The sequence below is a fragment of the Nocardia ninae NBRC 108245 genome (assembly GCF_007990755.1).
Taxonomy (GTDB): Bacteria; Actinomycetota; Actinomycetes; order Mycobacteriales; family Mycobacteriaceae; genus Nocardia; species Nocardia ninae.
The window spans coordinates 1-20,633 of the sequence record NZ_BJXA01000028.1 but is presented as its reverse complement, the minus strand read 5'-3'; the positions used below and the strand labels follow the sequence as shown (position 1 = coordinate 20,633).

Below are 20,633 nucleotides of genomic sequence, written 5' to 3'. Positions count from 1 at the left end.
TGGATGCCCGTGACGACGACTGGCGATATTGCCGGTAGGAACAACACCCGCCGGGCGGTCGGTCCCGAGATCGCGAACGGACGCAGCGATGAGCTCGAGGATCGGCTGCTCGAGTTGTGGTCGAAAGTCCTGCGGTTGCCCACCATAGGCCGGGATGAGGACTTCTTCTCGGTTGGAACCACCTCCCTGGACATCGCGCGTCTGGTGCATGGGTTGCGCCGTGAGTTCGGGCGGGTGATATCGGTGAAAGGCGTCTACGACGATCCCTCGCTGGCCGGGGTGTGCCGATTGTTGCGTGCATCGACCGAGCGCAACGCTGCCGGTATGGGCCTGCCCCCGGTGCGTCCGGTGGTGCCACGGCCCGAGCGGCTACCGTTGTCGGCCGGACAACGCCAGCTGTGGTTCCTGAATCGAACCGGCGCTGCTGCGGCGTACCACATGTCGCTGAGTATCCGGGTGCACAACCGCATCGACGCGGCGGTGTTGCGTGCGGCTCTACACGACGTCGTTGCCAGGCATGAGATCTTGCGGACGTGCATCCGCGTCGTCGACGGGGAGCCCTGGCAAACGGTGGTCGCCGCGGCGGACGCGCAGATCCCGGTGGAGATCGGTGACGCCACCGACAATTTCGCCGCGGCCACGGCAGACACCGTCGCGGCACCGTTCGATCTTGCGGCCGATCTTCCGTTGCGGGCCATGGTGCTGCATACCGGGCCGCAGGACTCGACCATCCTGCTGGTGATGCACCATATCGCTGTCGACGGCTGGTCGATCGCACCGTTGTGTCGCGATCTGGCCACCGCGTACGCCGCGCGAGCGGCGGGCCGACCACCGACGTTCGCGGCATTGCCGGTGCAGTACGCCGACTACGCGCTGTGGCAGGACGCCGTATTCGGTGCGGCGGCGCCGGCCGGATCGGTCGCGCAACAGCAGCGGGAATTCTGGACGCAGGCGCTGGCCGGACTGCCACTGGAACTGCCCGCCCAGACCGACCACCCGCGGCGGGCGGGCGGTGAAAGCTCGGCAGGCACCTTGGTCGTGTCCTGGCCGACGAGCTTGCGTCAGAAGGTGCGGGACTTGGCTCGCGCACACCATGCGACGGTATTCATGATCTTGCAAGCCGGCTTGGCCGCGGTGTTGACCGAGCGCGGCGCGGGGACCGATATCGCCTTGGGCACCGGTGTCGCCGGCCGCGTCGATCCGGTGCTCGAAGACCTGGTGGGGTTCTTCACCAATGCGGTGGTGCTGCGCGTGGACACCTCGGGGCGGCCGAGTTTCGCGGAGCTCGTCGACCGCGTCCGGTTGACGGCCCTGGCCGCGTTCGACCATCAGGACGTTCCCTTCGGCCAGGTGGTCGAGCGACTGCGGCCACCGCGGGTGGCGGGCCGCAATCCGTTGTTTCAGCTCAGCGTGGTGGTACAGAACATGCCATGGCCGGATATCGAAATGGCCGGCGCCCCTGCGGAAGTGGTGTTGCTGCCGTACCGTCGAGCGAAATTCGATCTCGCCCTGGAGTTCTGGGAAAAGCCGGACACCGCAACGGAAAACGGGATCACCTGTCACGCGGAGTACAACCGCGACCTGTTCGATGCAGAGACCGTCGCCGGGATCGTCGGCCGAGTGCGTGACCTGCTCGCCGCCGCAACGGCCGAACCCGACCTGTCGATCGATGAACTCGGACAACAACATTCGGCCTGCCTCGAAGAGTCGGTTCCGGACGCCGAGACACCGCTGGCGTACCTTTTCGAGCGGCGGGTCAGCGCAGCACCGAATGCGATCGCCGTCAACGGCCCACAGGGGCATCTGACGTTCCAGGAATTGGACGAGCGGTCCAACCGGCTGGTCCGGCTACTGGTCGACGAGGGCGCCGCGCCGGAGACCCTGGTTGGTATCGCGTTGTCGCAAACCTTGGATCTCGTTGTCTCGATCGTAGCGGTGGTCAAGACCGGCGCCGGGTATTTGCCACTGGATCCGAGGTATCCGCCGGACCGGATCGCCTGGATGATCACCGACGCCGAGCCGGTCGTCGTTCTCGCCGACAACGTAGGCCTGCAGTGCCTTTCGGCGCAGGACGGGTCGACGGTGGTGAATCTGGACAGCGCCGACACCGCACGGCGGATCGCGGCCGAGGACAGCGCGAGGATGTCCGACGCGCAGCGTCGAGGTGTCCTGCTCGGCGACGGCCTCGCCTACGTGATGTACACCTCGGGTTCGTCCGGACGTCCGAAGGGCGTCATGACCACCCAGGCCGATGTCGCGGGCCGGGTGCTGGACAGCCACTTCGCGCACCCGGTGCACAGCCGGGTGCTGCTGCACACGTCTTACGGGTTCGACCCGGCCAGTTACGAACTGTGGACCCCGCTGCTCAGCGGCGGGCAAGTCGTGCTCGGTCCGGCGGGGCCACCGGAGGTCGCGGCACTGGCACGCAGCATTGTCGGCGGTCGGGTCACCGCGATGTGGGTGACCGCGAGCCTGTTCGAGCTGCTGGCACAGGAGGATCCGGGATGTCTGGCCGGTGTGCGGGAGGTGTGGACAGGTGGCGAGGCGGTCCCGGCCGAGGCTGTGCGGCAGGTGCTGTCCGCGTGCCCGCACACCGTGGTCGTCGACGGCTACGGCCCGACAGAAGCCACGATCCTCGCGACCTATCACCGAATGCACCGGGCCGAGGAGGTGCCCTCGTCCGTGCCGATCGGTCGCGGCTTGGACGGGGTGCGGGTGTACGTACTCGACACCGTGCTGCGGCCGGTCGAACCGGGCAGCGTAGGGGAGTTGTACCTCGGCGGCACCGGACTGGCCCGTGGGTACCTGCGGCGACCGGCCTTGACAGCGGACCGATTCATGGCCTGCCCGTTCGGGATTGCGGGCGCGCGAATGTATCGCACCGGCGACCTGGTTCGCGAACGGGCCGATGGTGCGCTGGAGTACCTGGGGCGCGTCGACCTGCAGCTGAAGATCCGCGGCAATCTCGTCTCCCCGCAGGAAGTGGAGGCCGCGATGGTCCGGCATGCACTGGTCGGGCGTGCGGTGGTGGTCGGGCACGGGACTTCGCCGCTGGACCGCCGCCTCGTCGGCTACTTCACCGCCGAGGGCACCGTCGATATCGAGGCGTTGCGGCGCCACTTGGCCGCCGAGTTGCCCGAACCACTGGTGCCGAGCCTGCTGATTCAGCTCGATCGCGTGCCGGTCAACGCACACGGGAAGACCGACCGCACCGCCCTGGCGCAGCGGCCGATCGACAGGCGCTGCCCGTCAGGCGGACCAGGCTCCTTGGCCGGATTGTTCGAAGTGCAGGTGGCGGCACGAGGGGCGGCCGTCGCGGTCTGCGACCAGGCGGGCGAATGGACCTACGACCGGCTCAACGCACGAGCCAACCAATTGGCCCGAGTGCTGATCGCGCGGGGAGCGGCGCCGGAACGTGTTGTCGCCCTTGCCCTGCCACGCGGGCCGGCGTTGATCACCGCATTGCTCGCCGTCGCCAAGACCGGTGCGGCCTATCTGCCCATCGACCTGGACTATCCGCAGGCCCGCATCGAATTCATGATCACCGACGCCCGGCCCGCCGCGGCGGTCACGCTCGCCGGCCATCATGGCGCGGTGAGCGTCGATCCGGGCATCGCTGTGATCGCGCTCGACGACCCCGAGGTCGTGCGGGCCATGCAGCGCCAGGATGACCACAACCTCGCCGAGACCGAGCTGCTGGTACCGCCGCGACTGGATCACCCGGCCTATGTGACCTACACATCCGGCACCACCGGTACGCCGAAGGGTGTCGTCAACACCCATCGCGGCCTCGTCGCGCTGGTCCGCGCGTTCGTGGACCGGGAGGTGGTGTCGACCGGCAGTCGAGTGCTGCAGTTCGCGTCACCCTCTTTCGACATCATGGTCGCCGAGCTGTGCATGTCCGTGCTGTCCGGCGGCGTGCTGGTGATCGCCGCGGCGGAACGACTGCTGCCGGGGCCCGCGCTGATCGAAGTCTGTGCGCGACAGCAGGTTACGCACTTCTGCGTGGTGCCGACGGTGTTGTCGACGCTGCGGCCGGAGGATCTGCCCGCCGTCCGCACCATCGCGGTCGGCGGCGAGGCGCTGCCGCGAGCCGTGCTGGCCCGGTGGGCGCCGGGGCGGCGAATGTTCAACGGTTACGGCCCGAGCGAGAACACCGTCCTCGCGACCTTTGCGGGCCCGCTGCCGCCGTCGGCGGAGCCGTCGATCGGCCCGCCGACGCCGGGTACCGACTGTCATGTGCTCGATCCGGCGCTCGCTCCGGTACCCGAGGGCGAAGTCGGCGAGTTATATCTCGCCGGAACCAAACTCGCGCGCGGTTATCTGAATCGCCCGAGCCTGACCGGGCAGCGCTTCGTGGCTTGCCCCTTCGGCGCGTCCGGCGGGCGGATGTACCGCACCGGCGACCGGGTGCGGTTGCGCCCGGACGGCGCCTTCGACTTCGTCGGGCGGGTCGACGACCAGATCCAATTGCATGGCCTCCGGGTCGAATTGGGCGAGGTCGAAGCCGTGCTCGGCGCCCACCCGTCGATCGAAGGCTGCGCGGTCCTCGCGCGCGAAGACACTCCGGGAGTCAAGCGGCTGGTGGCCTACCTCGTGCCGGCCGATGCCCGGGTGCCCCGTCCCGATGAATTGCGCCGGCATCTGCGAAAAACATTGCCTGCCACCATGATTCCTTCGCTCTATGTCACACTGCAAAGCCTGCCGCGCACGCCCAACGGCAAACTCGACCGTGCCGCCCTGCCGGTCCCGCCGCACACCACAGTCTCCGCACCGCCGCAGGCTCGTCCGGGATCGCCGCTACAGACGAGGCTGCAACGGATCTGGTGCGAGGTGCTGGCGGTCGATGCGGTGGAAACCGATGTAGGTTTCTTCGACGCTGGCGGCACCTCGATGCTCGCGGTGCGGCTGTGTGAGGTGCTGAGTGACCGGCTCGGCATCGAGGTAGCGGTCACCGACCTGTTCCACTACTCGACCATCGAACGGCTCGCTGAGCATGTGGCCGCCGAGGTCGCCGAGGTCGACTCGAGCACGGCACCCGGCGACCAGGCCTGCGCACTCGCCGCGGACCCGAAGATCGCCGTCATCGGTATGGCGGGCCGGTTTCCAGGGGCCGCGAATATCGACGAACTCTGGAAGTTGCTGCGGGACGGGAAGGAAGGGCTCGCACACGGGTCCGCCGATGGGCGGCCCGGCCACGTGGGCACCAGCGGTATGCCGCCGCACGCCGCCGCGTTCGACGCCGAGTTCTTCGGCTACAACCCCGCTGACGCGCGCGGTCTCGACGCGCAGTTGCGCTTGTTCCTGGAGACGGCATGGGAGGCGGTCGAGCATGCCGGATACGGCGCCCGTCAGTTCGACAATCCGGTAGGTGTGTTCGCGGGTTCGGGGTTGCCGTACGAATGGCTGCGCGCCGCGACCGGCGTCGCCGGTGCGGGTTCCGCGGAAATGCGTGTCGCGCTCGGCAATCCGCTGCAGCTGCTGACCGCCCACGTCGCCAGCAAGCTGGGGCTGCGCGGGCCGGCGCTGACCGTCAACACCGCCTGCTCGACCTCACTGGTCGCGGTACACCTGGCGTGCCGGAGCCTGCTCGACGGTGACTGTTCGCTGGCCTTGGCGGGCGGTGTGAGTCTGCCGAGCGCCGGCGCGGACGGCTATCAGTACGAGGACGGCGGGATCTTGTCACCCGACGGCCGGTGCCGCCCCTTCGACGCGCAGGGTCAGGGCACCGTTTCCAGCGGCGGCGCGGGCCTCGTGGTGCTGAAGCGATGGGAAGACGCGCTGGCGGACCACGATTCGGTCTACGCGGTGATCCGCGGGTCGGCGGTCAACAATGACGGCGGCCGCGCGGTCGGATTCACCGCGCCGAGCGTCGACGGTCAGATCGAGGTGCTCACCGCCGCCTACGCTGCGGCGAAGACCGACCCCGGCACCATCACCTACGTGCAAGCGCACGGCACCGCGACCGCGCTCGGCGACCCCGTGGAGGTGCGCGCGCTCACCGCCGCGTTCCGCCGGGGCGGTGACCGAACCGGCTATTGCGCCCTCGGCTCGGTGAAAGGCAATGTCGGGCACCTGGATTCGGCAGCAGGTATCACGGGTCTCATCGCCACGATCCTGGCCATCAGGCATCGGCAGATCCCCGGCGTCATGCATTTCCAGCGGCCGAACCCGGCGCTGGACCTCGAGCAGAGCCCCTTCTATGTCAACCCCAGCACCGTCGAGTGGACCCCACCGGACGGGGTGCCCCGGCGGGCCGGCGTCAGCTCGTTCGGGATCGGCGGCACCAACGCCCATGTCGTCGTGGAGGAACCGCCGGACATCGCCTCGTCGGAGCAGGCGCCGGGACCGCACGTGGTGGCGGTGTCCGCACGAGACGCCGCGGCAGTGACGCGGGCCTGTACGAGTCTCGCCGACCACCTGCGCACGGAATGCGATGCGCCCCTCGCGGATGTCGCCTATACCCTGCAGCGGGGGAGGACCGCCTTCGACCACCGCCGGGCGGTGGTGTGCGCGGACAACAGGACCGCCGCCACGTTGCTGACCGCGGAGGACGGTCCGTCGGTCTATCACGGCGCCGCCCGGCACCCGAAGCTCGCCTTCCTGTTCCCGGGAGTCGGTACCCAGCATCCCGGCATGGGATCGGAACTGTATGCGACACAATCGATTTACCGCGACTGTTTCGATGAGTGCGCGGACCTGTTCGACACGGCGCTCGACTGCGACCTACGGTCGCTGCTGTTCTCGGCCGGACAGCGGGAATCAGCGGCGACCGCACTGCTGCGCCCCTCGCTGAACATGGCGAGCATCGTCGCGACGGAACTCGGCGTAGCCGCGCTGCTGCGTTCGTGGGGTATTCACCCGTCCGCCTTGTTCGGGCTCAGCCTCGGCGAGTGCACCGCCGCCCACCTCGCCGGGGTCTTGGAGCTACCCGACCTGGTCCGGTTGGTGACGGTCCGTGGCCGGCTGTGCGATGATCTCCCACCCAACGGGATGATCACGGTGCCGCTGTCCGAGGACGAGGTGCGTCCACTGCTCGGTGACGGGCTGTCGGTGGCGGTGGTCAACAGCCACCGCAACTGCGTGATATCCGGGCTGTTGCCCGACCTCGAACGATTCGAGACCGCATTGCGCCGCGACGGGGTGCAGACACGTCGGGTGCCGGTCGGCTTCGCATCGCACTCTGCCGTAATGGACCGGGTGATCGATGAATTGTCTAGGGCGAGTGCGCTGCTGAACCAGCAGGCGCCACGGATACCGCTCGTGTCCGGGCAGACCGGTACCTGGCTGAATGCCGAACAGCCCCCCGATCCTGAGCACTGGGCACGCCATCTGCGCCACACCGTTCGTTTCGCCGACGGCCTGACCACCCTGCTCGGTGACCCCGACCTGGTTCTGCTCGAAATCGGTCCCGGGCAGACGCTGACCCGCCTCGTCCAACTCCACCCGGACTGCGGCGAACACCGGGTGGTCGTGCCGACACTGGTGCCCGGTGAATCCGAAGCACACGAGCTGGCCGGCTTACTGGCGCAGTTGTGGTGTCACGGAACGGATATCGACTGGGACGGCGTTCATCACGGCGCGCGACGGCGACGTGTTCCGTTGCCCACCTACCCTTTCCGTCGCGACCCGCAGCTGTCGGCACACCCGGCCCGCGCGGCGCAGGTCTCGGCTTCGGCGGAGACCGAGGCGGCGGCGCAGGAGACCGAGCAGGTGCTCGCGGAGATCTGGTGTGCGTTGATCGGCGTGCGGACCGTCTCGGCGACCGACGATTTCTTCCGCAAGGGCGGCGACTCGCAGCTGGCGGTCGCCTTCCGGACCCAGGTGCGCGAACGGCTCGGCGTCCAGATCTCAGCGCACGCGCTGCTGCAACATCCGACCTTCGGGGCGCTGCTCGACCACGTGCGGCAACAACGCGACCGGGTGCCACCACGGCTCGAGCAGGTGCCACCACCCGAGACGCACAGGCACCCCCTGCTGATCACCTTGCACCCGGGCACGCCAGACCGGATCCCGTTGTTTCTGGTGCAGTCGATCGGCGGCACCGTGTACTCCTACCGCGCACTGACCGAACTTCTCGACCCGGGCCGGGCGGTATACGCCTTCCGTGCCTGCGGGCTCGAGCCGGGTGAGGCGATCCCGACCACGGTCGCCGACATCGCCGCACGCAACATCGAGGAACTTCGTGCCGTCCACCCCTCCGGGCCGTACGTGCTGGGCGGGCACTCCTCCGGCGGTCTCATCGCCGACGAGATGGCGCGCCAACTGCTGGCGGGGGGACAGCAGGTGCCGTTGGTGATCATGATCGACACGGTGGCGGTGCACGATCCGCAGCGGTTGGAACTGCGCGACGCCGCGGACGTGCTGGCGGTGTTCGAAGGTTTCCGCGACATCGCCCCGCACGTGTGGGAGGCGTTCCGCGATGTCATGCATACCGATCCGACTGTGCGTGACGTCGTGGTCACGACCAATCGGGCGATCCACGCCTACACGCCAACGCCGATCGATACCGACCTGCTGTTCGTGAAGGCCCACGACCGGGACCCCGTATTGAGTCCTGATCCGGAGGTTTCGTGGGGGTCGATGTTCGGCGGCGAGGTGACGGTGTCGACGGTTTCCGGTAACCACATGACGGTCCTCGAACACCCGCACGTCCGGTCGATCGCCGAGTACACCGAACGGGCGTTGCGCCGGTTCGACCGCACCGGCTCGGCAGGACACGTGCACGGGGTGAAATCCGACCGGATCGTCCCGGGGATCCGTGCGGTGGCACCGTCCGGGCTGCGCCTGGAGCTCGATGGACTCACGTTCGGTCAGCTGACACAGCTGATCGGTCACCTCGCAGGCATCCCACTGCCCTCGAAGGCCGATTCGAGGACGAGTAACCGAACCAACCCGTACCCCACCGATGGAGGGTGTGACCCGCGATGAAAACCGACAACGACCAATTCCGCGATTACGGTGCGCATTACGATGCCACCGAGCATTGGCCGCTGCGCTCTCAGCTCGAGGCGCCCAGCTTTCTCGCGGTCCTCGGCGATCTCACCGGGCTGTCGATCCTCGACGCCGGCTGTGGTAGCGGGTTCTATCTGCGCCGATACGCCCAGGTGCACGCCGGTCGCCTGATCGGCGTAGATCCCTCCGAAGGCATGCTCGCCGTCGCCCGTGCACAAGCCGAAACCGCAGGGCTGGAAACAACTTTCGTGCAAGCGGGGCTCGCCGAGGCAGGTCTGCTCGGGCCCGTCGACCTGGTCACCGCCGTCTACGTGCTGCCGTACGCCACCGCATGGGACGAACTCGCCGCCATGTGCCGCGGTGCCGCTGCGGCGCTGCGGCCCGGCGGCCGGTTCGTCACCTTCGCGCTGAACCCCGAATTCGCGGCGGACCCCGACTACTACCGGCCTTACGGATTCACCCTCGACGCGAAACTCGAACGAGCAGAAGGACAACCGGTCGTCCTCACCTCCCATCTGTTCGACCCGCCCGCGCAGGTGGTAGCGCACCGTTGGTCCCGACAGGCCCACGACGACGCCCTCCGTGATGCCGGGTTCCGGTCCATCACCTGGATCGCGCCGACACCCACCGACGCGGGTATCGCCGAACACGGCGCGGCGTTCTGGGCGGACTACCTGAATTGCCCGCACGCCTTGATCATCAGCGCTGACCGGCCCTGACCCGCGCAACGAGAAGAGTCGACCATGCCACTGTCCTCCGACACGCACGACGTCATCGTTGTCGGCGCCGGAATCTCGGGCTTGACCGCCGCGATCACGCTGCAAGCCAGGGGTTTTCAGGTGCGAGTATTCGAGAAGCGAGACACTGCGGGTGGGCTGTGCGGCACCCATACGATCGACGGGTACGAATTCACCATCGCGTGCAACGACTTCGGCTCCGCGTTGGAGCGGGCCATGGCCGACCTCGGCGTCGACATCACCTTTCACCACCCTCGCTCGCTGCTGTACACCGAACGCGCCGCCTACACCCTGCCGTTGCGCCTGGCGACGGTCCGCCCGTTTCTTCCCGTGGCACCCGACCTGCTCAGATTCCTCCGCGCGCTGCGGGTCGCCGAACGAAGCGGCGAGCCGATATTCGTCGCCGACCTGCTCGACCGCGCCGTCAAAGGGGGCGAGTTCGCCGACTTCGTCGCCACGGTCTGCTGGGCCTTCGGCAGCCCGCCCCGCCGGTTCCGGGCCGACTTGTTCGCGGCCCTGTTCTCCAAGAAACTCGGCTACGGCTACGACCACCCCGTCACGCCGATCGGCGGCACCGCGACCCTCGCCGGCCGCATGGTCGCGCGCCTGCAAGATCTAGGCGGGCGGGTCGACCTCGGGGTGACCGTCACCGACATCGCGCAGCGGGCCGGATCGACAACGGTCACCACCGATCACGGCAGCTACTACGCGCGCCACGTGATATCGAGTCAGCAGCGACTGAACTGTTATCCGCCCAACGCTGAGGCTGGGCTGGCTGTCGCCACCATGCATATCGCCACCACCACCGGTGCGCCGTTTCCCGAAGGTGTACACACCGTCATGCACGTGCCCGCCGGCCTCCCCGCGATACTGACTCGGCTCGACGCCGGAGAACTGCCAACGGCGTTCGCGTTCAACGTTTTTCCCTGCGATCTGCCCGGTGATCGGACGTATCGATCCTTCAATGCCTATCTGATGTGCCCGCGCGGCACCGATGACCTCGACCCCACCGAACGCGACCACATCCAGGGCTACCTGTTCGACCGCATCGATACCATGCTGCCCGGTTTCACCGCGGCCATCCGCTACCACCGGCTCATCGCACCCCGCGAATTCCAGCAGCTCCATGGGCTCTCCAGCACCCTCGCCCCGGCCATCCTCCCGCCCGGCTTCACGAAACCGGACAACTACGACCCGGACCGCGACATCTACTACGTCGGCAACACCGTCCAACCACCGTGCGAGCACGCGGGCAGCGCCCTCGTCTCCGGGTTACGGGCCGCCGACGCCATCAGCGCCCGATCCGAGCCGCCGCCCGGGGCGGGCCGGAGCACGCTCGGCGATACAGCCGCAGGTCCTCGATCGGAAAGCGATCGCGCCAGGTAGTCGCCCGCTGGCTTGGCCGCGGGGGCCACCGGTCATCACGTTGCTCGTCCGGGAAATCGGTTCTGGCCGGCCTTGTCGGTCGGAATTTTCCATGACGGACTTCCTCGCGTTCGAGGCCGACACCACACCAACGCCGAGAGGAGACAGAGCGTTTCGGCAGATGGGCGCTTTGATCGACACTGGATACCACCGATCGGAACCGCGTCGAGGTCGTCGGATGACAGCGGCAGTACGAGCGGTACGAAGATGAACTCGAGGAGCCGCGATCACTGGCACTGTCGGACTGGGCACCGCTTTTTGTGTTTGATGACCACCCTCGCCGACTCGCTGGTCGCTGCATCGGCGGATGGCTACCAGGGATGGGGTGACGTCGTGATCTTCGCGGCATGTACGGCGGTTCGCATCGGCGAAGTGTCCGGCTGTCGGGTCGGCGACATCGACACAACTGAGTGGGTCTGGCGGCTTCGTCGGCAAACGTCACCCGGCCCCGGACACACCGATCCCCCGAATCACTTCACCGGACATCGAAGCACTCCAGAACGACGGCAACCTGCTCACGATCCACCTGCGAGCCCCCCAGCGGTCCCCAACTGCATGTTGTCTGAAACAGCAAACCCCTTCCGACCGAGGTCAGAAGGGATTTTTCACTGTCGGGCTGACAGGATTTGAACCTGCGACCACCTGACCCCCAGTCAGGTGCGCTACCAAGCTGCGCCACAGCCCGTTCCGCGCCCATTGCTGGGCGCTCGAAGAGATTACCTCAGCTACCCCCACGGTAGCGAATCGCCTGGTGAGCGGCGTGGCGGCGGGGGTGAGTGGGGCGTGAAACCTGGTCGGGCGCAGGGGGTGTGACGGAGAAGGGGGTGGGGGCGGATTGGCGGCGAGCAGTGGGGGCATTACGCCTAGTACGAATGGGCCGTGCGGTGTCGGCGGACCGGAAGGAGAGGACTGGTATGAGTCGGGAGCGGCGGCTGGTCGAGGCGTTTGTGCAGTTGGCGGACTCGCTGGTGGAGGAATATGACCCGGTGGACGTGGTGCAGGAGCTGCTGGATCGGGCTGTCGACCTGCTACCGGTGGATACCGCGGCCGTGCTGTTGGCGGGGGAGGACGGGGAGCTGAAGGTGCTGGCTTCGACCAGTGAGGCGACTCGGTGGTTGGAGTTGTTGCAGATCCAGGCGCAGGACGGGCCGTGTGTGCAGTCGTATCGCGACAGCGAGCAGGTCATTGTCGAGGACCTGGAGGAGGCGCGCGACCGGTGGCCCGCGTTCGCGAAACAGGCTCTGCTGGAAGGCTTTCAGTCGGTGTATGCGCTGCCGCTGCGGTTGCGGGCGGACCGGGTGGGGGCGCTGAATCTGTTCAGCACCGGCGAGGGAAACATGACGGAGGATGATCTGCTGGTGGGACAGGCGCTGGCGGATATCGCGAGTATTGCGATTTTGCAGGCTCGGCTGCTGGCGGGCCACCGGACGGTCAACGGGCAGTTGCAGTCGGCGCTGCAGAGTCGGGTGGTGATCGAACAGGCGAAGGGGATTCTGGCCGCGCACGGCGACCTCGATCCGGAGACCGCGTTCGACGCGTTGCGCGGCTATGCCCGCAATACTCGCGGCCGGCTACCGGATCTTGCGCGCGCTGTAGTCGACCGCACTATCGACGTGAGCAAGATCCTGGACCGCCGGCCCTGAGTTCACAGCCGCTCGTGCACGGTCAATAGCAGATGGTCGAAGCGGGTGCGCAGCTCGACCATCTGCCCGTCGAGCGTGCTGACCTCGGAGACGAGCTGGGTGGCCAGCGTGCGCAGCTTGGTGCCCGTCTCCTGGGAGCGCCAGGTGAGCACCCGGAATGCCTGGTCGGCGGTGATGCCGTAGATGAGCATCAGGACGCCTTTGGCCTGCTCGATCGCGGCTCGCGCGGTGTACAGCTCGGGTAGCGCGCCGTTGAGGGTCTGCCTGCGGTCTTCTTCGAGGGTGTTGGTGATGTCGATGTAGTAGCCGGAGGTGCCGATCACATCGCCATCGTCGTCGACCATGTCGTCGCCGACAACGAGGACGTGGTGCACGGTGCCTTTGGTGTCGATGATGCGGTGTCTGCTGCAGAACGGTTCACCGGTTTCGAGGGTGCGGGCGATGGTGTTCGCCACCTGTTCGCGGTCCTCGGGGTGCTTGTGTGACAGCAGCAGTTCGGTGGACGGATGCACCGTCCCCGGTTCGTAGCCGTGGATGAGCGCGACCTCGTCGGACCATTCCCAACGCTGGTCAACCAGCCAGAAACGGAACGTCCCGGCATTCTGTGCGCTGCCCGCGCCCAGGACTTCCTCGACCGGCCGTACTGTTTCGGGCCCGATAACGCCGGAGTCGCCCACCATCGCGGCCGGGCTCCCGGCTGGAACGCCGGCATTCTCCGGCGTGACTTCCGGAACATCAACAGACTGATCCAACAACCTGCCCCTCTCCACCTCGACCGATGTCCTTACCTGAAACGGTCGGCTGACAGGGGCTGGGGCAGCGCGTTCCGGTCGATCAGATTACCCCGGCGCACCGACAGCTCGTCGGGGAGCCATATCGAGTTGGTGCCAGGTCCAGCAAATGTGTCGTGACTTGGGGGCAGCAGTACCGGCGGGCCGTTCGAGTCCGCCGGCGCGGTGCCGTGCTCGGTTGTGGCACAGCGATTCTCCGGTCAAACCCGCCGGGCGACGGTAAGCACATCCGGCACCAGCGCGTCCGGGAGGGGCCTGCGTACCGGGCGCTGCTCGATGACCCGGAGGCCCGCGTCTTCCACCAGCCGCCGCATCTCCGCGGGCGAGGGGAAGTACGCGACGTTCTGGATCGGCTGCGGCTGCAACAATCGAGCGAAGCGGCTGCGCGGGTTGTTGAGGACGATCGCGAGTAGCCCGTCGGGCGAGAGGATCCGGTGGAACTCCGCGAGCGCTGCCGCATGATCGAAGAAGTGGAAGGCGTGCGTAGACACGACCGCATCGACCGCCCCGTCGGGCAGTCCGAGGTCCTCGGCCCGCCGATTGATCCACTTCACCTCGGGAGAGCAGGCTTTCGCCTGCCGGAGCATGCCGACGGAGGCGTCGCAGCCGTATACCACTTCGGGCGCCAGCTCCCGCTGGATGCGCGACGCGAGAATGCCGGTGCCGCAGCCGACATCGGCGATCCGGCGGATCCCGGCCCGCCGCAGCTGGTCGATGATCTCGTCCTGCGGCGGCTGGTAGGCGATTCGCTGCACCAGGGGAGTGTTGTAAACCCGGGCAAGCCGATTCCAGCTGAAGGTGACGAGGCTGTTGAAGGCCCGGGCCGGTGCGTGCGGCATGGCTGACATGGGCGTCCCTTCTGGGTAACTGGGCTCGATCCTAAATTGTCTGAGACAATTTAGGAAGCCTTGGTCGAGCTGCCGGATGCGGCTGTGGCGCTCAAGGGTTTCGCGATGTCCTCGAGGGAACGGCCCTCGGCCCGTACGCCGTAAGCCAGCTCGACCAACCCGGCGGCGAACATCGCGGTGGCGCCGATGGCGAAGGCGAGCGCGGTCTTGCCGGGATCCCCCTCGGCGGCCAGCTTGGAGAACACCAGCGGGCCGGCCACCCCACCCGCGACGGTGCCGATCGCGTAGAAGAACGCGATGGCCATGGCCCGCGTCTCCATCGGAAAGATCTCGCTCACCGTCAGATACGCCGCGCTGGCGCCGCAGGACGCGACGAACAGTACCGCCGTCCAGCACGCGGTCAGGGTAACCGCTGACAACACGCCCGCCTGGAAAAGCCATGCAGTGCCGAACAATAGAACCGCCGAGCCGAGGTAGCAGCCCGCAATCATCGGCTTGCGCCCGATCGTGTCGAACAGCCTGCCGAGCAGCAGCGGCCCGAGGAAATTGCCGAAGCAGATCACGGCGAAGTAGTAGCCGACCCGATCGTCGGCCACATGAAACGACTTCGACAGGATGAGCGCGTAATTGAAGGTGATGGCGTTGTACAGGAACGCCTGGCCGATGAACAGCGCGAGACCGAGCACGCTGCGCCGTGGATAGTGCCGCACCATCACCGCGGCGATCTCGCGGAAGCTGATGGTGCGCCGCTGATGGATCTCGATCCGCTGATCCGACACATCTTCCAGCTCGCGACCGGTGTCGGCACGCACTTGCTTTTCGATATCGACGACGGTCCGCTCGGCCGCATCCTCACGCTCATGGATGAACTCCCAACGGGGGCTCTCCGGCACATGACGGCGCACCACCAGAATGATCAGCCCGAACACTGCGCCCAGCGCAAAGGTCAAGCGCCAGCCGATGTTCGCCGGGAACAGGTTGGTGTTCAACGCGACCACGGACAGTAGTGAGCCGCCGACGGCGCCGAGCCAGAACGTCCCGTTGATCACGATGTCGATGCGTCCGCGATATTTGCGCGGGATGAGCTCATCGATCGCGGAGTTGATCGCCGCGTATTCGCCGCCGATGCCGAAGCCGGTGAGGAAGCGGAACAGGATGAACCACCACACCGAAAACGACACGGCGGTAAGCGCTGTCGCGATGAGATACACGGCAAGGGTGATCAAGAACAGCTTCTTGCGGCCGAATCTGTCGGTGAGCCAACCGAAGAACAGCGCGCCACAGCCCGCGCCCGCGACGTACATCGCCGCCGCGATGCCGGAAACCTGTGCGGCCGTGATGTTCAGGCCGCTCCCCGGCTCGGACAACCGGCTCGCCACGCTGCCGACGACGGTGACTTCCAAGCCGTCCAGGATCCAGACGGACCCGAGCCCGATCACCACCATCCAATGCCAGCGCGACCACGGCAAACGATCAAGTCGCGCCGGAATGTCGGTCGAAATCGTCTTCACTGGACACCCCTCTTCGGTCGATGCGGACCGTTTACCCGGCGAAGAGGCGACTATTCACTCGCGTGTGCGGGTGGCGTTGCTCCAGGTCAGAGCGTTGAGCGCCCGCAAACAGGCGGATCGCCCCGGGATTGGGCTACCCTGCGCAGAAGTGAAACCTGTTACAGAAAGTGGCCGCGCGATGAAGGTGATGTTCGCACTCTGGGACGCAGGCGATCTGCTCGCCGACGAACTGACCGCACAACTGGCCGCCGCCGGAACCACTGCGCTACAGGTGAACATCGCCGACGCCGAGGTCGCGAACGCCATGCTCCGGCTGACAACCTTCGACGAGCCGGTAGCCGCGGTGGTCAGCACATGGATATCCGAACCACGCGAAACGGACGCCGTCGCAACAGTTCTCGCTGAGGTCGCGAAGCGGGTCGCGGGTTGGCACGTCGAGGAAGCACGTCCGATCGAGCCTCCCGTGGTCCCGCTCGGCCGACGGACGCCAGGCCTGGCCAACCTCGCGTTTCTCCGACAACCGGACACCCTCCCGCACGCCGAATGGCTGCATCGCTGGCGCGACAAGCACACCGAAGTCGCCATCACCACCCAGGCGACCTTCGGCTACGTGCAGAATCTCGTGCTCGATCGCGTCACCAACGACGCCCCGGATATCGCGGCAATAGTCGAGGAACTATTCCCCATCGAAGCACTCACCGACCCGCACGCGTTCTACGGCAGCGCCGGTGACAACGCCGAACTGACGCGCCGCATCGGCCGAATGATGAAGAGCGTGGCCACTTTCGGCGCCGACCGCGACATCGATGTCGTGCCGACCAGCCGCTACCTGCTGCGCTGAGCTGGCCCAGCCGCATTGCCCTGCGCGGCCGCACTGCTTTGCGCGCTCGCATTGCCCTGCGCGGCAGCGCTGCTCTGCGCAGTCGCATTGCCCTGCGTGGCCGCAACCCCTTGTGTGGCCGCACTGCCCTGCACGGCCGCACTGCCCTGCACGGCCGCACTGCTCTGCGCAGTCGCACTGCTCTGCACGGTCGCACTGCCCTGTGTGGCAGCACTACCTTGCGCCACGGAAGCACGCAGCGCCGAACGGGCGGCCCGAACAGCCGGATGATTCCCGGTGCCACGCCGATACGCCAGCAGCGTCCGCCGCCGCGTCGCCAACGGCGTCAGCGTGACCTCCGCCGGGCACGTCAACGCGCCGAGCTCCGGCACCAGCGCCACGCCCTGTCCCGCCGCGACGAGCGCGAGCACCGTGCCGAAATCATCGGCATGGTGCCGCACGTGCGGCGTGAATCCCGCTGCCTGACAGGCTCGCACGGTCATCGTGTGACACAAGGTATCGGGAGTGCCTGCGATCCACGAGGTTTCGCGGTGCGCGTCCAGCGACGCATCGGACAACGCTGCCAGATAGATGGTTTCCTCGAGCAGCGGCTCGGTATCGAGCGCCGGATCCGGCTCGACGGGCACATAGTCGTATTCCTGCACCAGTGCGACGTCCAGTGTCTCGGCACGCAACGCGGCGGGCGCGGTCGCCGGATCCAGTTCGGTCACCATCAGTTCCAGCCCGGGATGGTCGCGGCTCAACGCGACGAGGGCGGGGGACAGGATCGTCCGGACGGCGGTCGGGAAGGCGCCGATCCGCAACGTGCCGGTGAGTTCGGCGCGGCTGATGGCCAAGTCGGCGGCGGCTTGTTCGAGCACCGCGAGGATCGTCTCCGCGTGCTCGACGAGGGTGCGCGCGGCCGGGGTCAGCGTCACCCGCCGACCGGTCCGCTCCAACAGCGGCACACCGGCTTCGCGTTCGAGCGCGCTGAGCTGCTGGGAGACGGCCGAGGGTGTGTAGGCGAGCGCGTCGGCGACCGCCGCGATGGTCTCGCGATGCGCCAGCTCGCGCAGCAGCCGCAACTTCCGAATATCGAGCATCAGTTCACCTTATGCTCGAATGTAGAAATGTGAACTGGACCTGAAGGTTCAACGAGGTCACGCTGAAATGCATGACGCTCGCAGGCCTCTTCGTCCCCCTGGTCACCCCGTTCACCGCGGACGGCGCGCTAGCGGCCGACGCACTGGCGGGCCTGGCACATTCGGCGCTCGCCGACGGCGCGACCGGTTTGGTCGCGCTCGGCACCACCGCGGAGACCGCGACCCTGAACACTGCCGAACGTCAACTGGTCGTAGAGATCTGCGCCCGCGTGTGCGGAGAACACAACGCCCCCTTGATCGTCGGCGCCGGATCCAACTGCACGGCCGACTCGATCGACGCCCTCGCCGGCCTCAGCGCGCACATCACCGCCGCGCTCACCGTCGTCCCGTACTACACCCGCCCCTCCGAAGCCGGCGTCCTCGCCCACTTCCGCGCCCTCGCCGCCGCCAGCCCGGTCCCGCTGGTCGTCTACAACATTCCGTACCGCACCGGCCGCACCCTGGGCGCCGATACCTTGCGCGAGCTTGCCGCGGAGCCGAACATCATCGGCGTCAAACACGCCGTCGGCGCCATCGACGACACCACCATCGAGCTGATGCGCACGCGCCCAGCCGATTTCGCCGTCCTCGCCGGTGACGATCTGTACGCCGCACCGCTGCTCGCCCTCGGCGCGACCGGCGGCATCCTCGCCTCCGCGACCCTCGCCACCGCCTCGTTCGCCGCCCTGGTGACCGCCTGGCGCGACGGACCGCTGGACGAGGCCCGCGCCCTCAGCCACCGCCTCGCCGCATTGTCCGCAGCCCTCTTCGCCGAACCCAACCCCGCCGTCATCAAGGCGGTCCTGGCCGCCGAAGGGCGCATCCCCAGCCCGGCGGTCCGCCTGCCGCTGCTCCCCGCGAGTGCAGCGGCAACAGCGGCCGCCCGCACCGCGCTGGAATTTTGTTCTGCCGAATCCACTCAGAAATTGCTGGTGTAGGAGGCGAAGAGATGGAACGCTGAAGCGGTGACTCAACCTCCGGATACTCAGGCGACGGGGCCTGATCCGACCGCCGACAAACTGGACGCGGCGGTCTTCAAGGTGGCAGGCGTGGTCGTGCTCGGCGCGATCATGTCGATCCTCGACATCACCGTCGTCAACATCGCGCTGCCCACTTTCCAGGCCGAGTTCGGGACGAGCTACGCCATCGCGGCGTGGACGATCACCGGCTACACATTGGCGCTGGCCACCGTCATTCCGCTGACCGGCTGGGCGGCGGATCGGTTCGGCACGAAACGCCTCTACATGGCGGCGCTGACGTTCTTCGTCCTCGGCTCGGTGTTGTGCGCCACCGCGTGGAACATCGAGTCGCTCATCGCGTTCCGGGTGATCCAGGGCATCGGCGGCGGCATGCTGATGCCGCTCGGCATGACGATCATGACGCACGCGGCGGGCCCGCAGCGCGTCGGCCGGGTGATGGCGGTGCTCGGTGTGCCGATGCTGCTCGGTCCGATCTGCGGTCCGATCCTCGGTGGCTGGCTGATCGAGTTCCACTGGCAGTGGATCTTCCTGATCAACGTGCCGATCGGCATAATCTCGCTGGTCTTGGCGCAGATGGTGTTCCCGGCGGACAAGCCGGAGCCGTCGGAGTCGTTCGACTTCCTCGGCATGCTGCTGGCCTCGCCCGGCCTCGCGCTGTTCCTGTTCGGCGTCTCGTCCATTCCCGGTGAGGGAACGGTGCTGGCGACGAAGGTGCTGCTGCCCGCGATCATCGGCTTGGTTCTCATGGTGGCGTTCGTCTTCCACGCGCTGCGCACCGAACATCCACTGATCGATCTGCATCTGTTCCGCAACCGCGCGCTGACCTTCGCGGTGCTCACCATGGTGCTGTTCGCGATCGCGTTCTTCGGCGGGGCGTTGCTGCTGCCGACCTACCTGCAGCAGATCCGCGGCGAATCGGCGCTGATGGCCGGCTTGCTGCTGATCCCACAGGGTTTGGGCGCGATGATCACCATGCCGGTCGCGGGGCGGCTGGTCGACAAGATCGGCCCGGGCAAGATCGTGCTGGTCGGCATCACGCTGATCGCGTTCAGCACGGTGTTCTTCACCAAGCTCGGCGTGGATACCTCATACCCGATCATGCTCGGCGCGCTGTTCGTGATGGGTCTGGGTATGGGCTGCACGATGATGCCGATCATGACCGCGGCGATCCAGACGCTCAGCCATCAGCAGGTAGCTCGCGGCTCGACCTTGATGAACATCGTGAACCAGACCGCGGGCTCGATCGGCACCGCGGTGATCTCGGTGGTGCTGACCAACTTCCTGAACAAGGAGGAGTTCGCCAAGCCGGCGATCGCGGCGAACGCCAACCCGGAGTTCGCGAGCAAGCTGCCGCCGGGCGTGCTGGAGACCGGATTGAGCCAGGCCGCAACGGCATTCAGCCACACCTACATCGTGGCGCTGGTGCTGACCGTCCTCACGCTAGTGCCGGCGTTCTTCCTGCCGCGGACCAAGCCGAAGAATCCGGAAGCGGTCGACGCGATCGCCACGGTGCACGTCTGACAGCCGCACACTTTCTGGTTTCTCGCACTCCGACTCACCGCACTGACACGCGTGCGGATGTCACAGCGGGTGCGGCGACCGGGATCGAGTCGCGATACACATCGCGGCTCGATCCCGGCGTTCACCACCGGGCTGTCAGCCCGGTAGATCCTCGATTGTCGCCGCTTCGTTCCTGGACAAATTGATGCCCAGGTTCGCCGCGGCGCGCTCCAGATCCTCGTCGTCGCCATCGCGCATCTCGATTGCCATGCCGTCCGAGG

10 protein-coding genes, 1 tRNA gene and 1 pseudogene are annotated in these 20,633 nt (G+C 67.2%); 7 read left to right on the top strand and 5 right to left on the bottom strand.

From position 1 onward, the window contains the following. The first annotated feature begins 9 nt into the window (after positions 1 to 9). The 3 genes from NN4_RS21130 to NN4_RS21120 are packed head-to-tail and all read left to right on the top strand — an operon-like array spanning position 10 to position 11,078. Positions 10 to 8,931: a non-ribosomal peptide synthetase/type I polyketide synthase gene (locus tag NN4_RS21130; protein WP_186818543.1), complete on the top strand. Its 8,922-nt coding sequence runs from the start codon at positions 10 to 12 to the stop codon at positions 8,929 to 8,931. After that, positions 8,928 to 9,674 (top strand): class I SAM-dependent methyltransferase, encoded by a 747-nt coding sequence (locus NN4_RS21125; RefSeq protein ID WP_147134048.1) that lies wholly within the window; start codon positions 8,928 to 8,930, stop codon positions 9,672 to 9,674. Before NN4_RS21130 ends, NN4_RS21125 begins: the two co-directional genes overlap by 4 nt. 24 nt (positions 9,675 to 9,698) lie before the next feature. Beyond that, a complete protein-coding gene (locus NN4_RS21120; RefSeq protein ID WP_147134045.1) occupies positions 9,699 to 11,078 on the top strand; it encodes a phytoene desaturase family protein in 1,380 nt (459 codons plus the stop codon). Positions 11,079 to 11,728: 650 nt separating this feature from the next. Here the strand turns inward: NN4_RS21120 and NN4_RS21110 are convergent. Continuing rightward, positions 11,729 to 11,802, bottom strand: a tRNA-Pro gene (locus NN4_RS21110). A gap of 229 nt (positions 11,803 to 12,031) precedes the next feature. Here NN4_RS21110 and NN4_RS21105 point away from each other — a divergent pair. After that, positions 12,032 to 12,760: a GAF and ANTAR domain-containing protein gene (locus tag NN4_RS21105; RefSeq protein ID WP_147134042.1), complete on the top strand. Its 729-nt coding sequence runs from the start codon at positions 12,032 to 12,034 to the stop codon at positions 12,758 to 12,760. Between the two features lie 2 nt (positions 12,761 to 12,762). On the opposite strand, the gene NN4_RS21100 is transcribed toward NN4_RS21105, so the two are convergent. The 3 genes from NN4_RS21100 to NN4_RS21090 all read right to left on the bottom strand — a co-directional run bounded on the left by NN4_RS21100 (position 12,763) and on the right by NN4_RS21090 (position 15,910). Next, on the bottom strand, positions 12,763 to 13,440 hold the full coding sequence (locus tag NN4_RS21100; RefSeq protein ID WP_147134185.1) for a PAS and ANTAR domain-containing protein: 678 nt from the start codon (positions 13,438 to 13,440) through the stop codon (positions 12,763 to 12,765). Between the two features lie 311 nt (positions 13,441 to 13,751). Further along, positions 13,752 to 14,399, bottom strand: a complete 648-nt coding sequence (locus tag NN4_RS21095) for a class I SAM-dependent methyltransferase (RefSeq protein WP_371865683.1) — start codon at positions 14,397 to 14,399, stop codon at positions 13,752 to 13,754. Between the two features lie 50 nt (positions 14,400 to 14,449). Further along, positions 14,450 to 15,910, bottom strand: coding sequence for an MFS transporter (locus NN4_RS21090; RefSeq protein WP_147134039.1), 1,461 nt, complete (start codon positions 15,908 to 15,910; stop codon positions 14,450 to 14,452). 148 nt (positions 15,911 to 16,058) lie between these two features. Between NN4_RS21090 and NN4_RS21085 the strand changes: the two genes are divergently transcribed. Beyond that, complete coding sequence (locus NN4_RS21085; protein ID WP_246180988.1) at positions 16,059 to 16,751, top strand: EthD domain-containing protein; 693 nt, start codon at positions 16,059 to 16,061, stop codon at positions 16,749 to 16,751. A 218-nt stretch (positions 16,752 to 16,969) separates the two neighbouring features. Here the strand turns inward: NN4_RS21085 and NN4_RS21080 are convergent. Then, a pseudogene (locus tag NN4_RS21080) lies at positions 16,970 to 17,833 on the bottom strand (LysR family transcriptional regulator); the annotation flags it as partial. 71 nt (positions 17,834 to 17,904) lie between these two features. Between NN4_RS21080 and dapA the strand changes: the two are divergent. Continuing rightward, positions 17,905 to 18,810 (top strand): 4-hydroxy-tetrahydrodipicolinate synthase, encoded by a 906-nt coding sequence (gene dapA, locus NN4_RS21075; protein ID WP_147134030.1) that lies wholly within the window; start codon positions 17,905 to 17,907, stop codon positions 18,808 to 18,810. Between the two features lie 27 nt (positions 18,811 to 18,837). After that, a complete protein-coding gene (locus NN4_RS21070) occupies positions 18,838 to 20,373 on the top strand; it encodes a DHA2 family efflux MFS transporter permease subunit (RefSeq protein ID WP_147134027.1) in 1,536 nt (511 codons plus the stop codon). Positions 20,374 to 20,633 lie beyond the last annotated feature (260 nt).

Bases quoted from the DNA above. Each gene is read 5' to 3' on its own strand.
- NN4_RS21125 (WP_147134048.1), top strand. From the start codon at position 8,928: ATGAAAACCGACAACGACCAATTCCGCGATTACGGTGCGCATTACGAT.
- NN4_RS21120 (WP_147134045.1), top strand. From the start codon at position 9,699: ATGCCACTGTCCTCCGACACGCACGACGTCATCGTTGTCGGCGCCGGA.
- NN4_RS21105 (WP_147134042.1), top strand. From the start codon at position 12,032: ATGAGTCGGGAGCGGCGGCTGGTCGAGGCGTTTGTGCAGTTGGCGGAC.
- NN4_RS21100 (WP_147134185.1), bottom strand. From the start codon at position 13,440: ATGGTGGGCGACTCCGGCGTTATCGGGCCCGAAACAGTACGGCCGGTC.
- NN4_RS21095 (WP_371865683.1), bottom strand. From the start codon at position 14,399: ATGTCAGCCATGCCGCACGCACCGGCCCGGGCCTTCAACAGCCTCGTC.
- dapA (WP_147134030.1), top strand. From the start codon at position 17,905: ATGACGCTCGCAGGCCTCTTCGTCCCCCTGGTCACCCCGTTCACCGCG.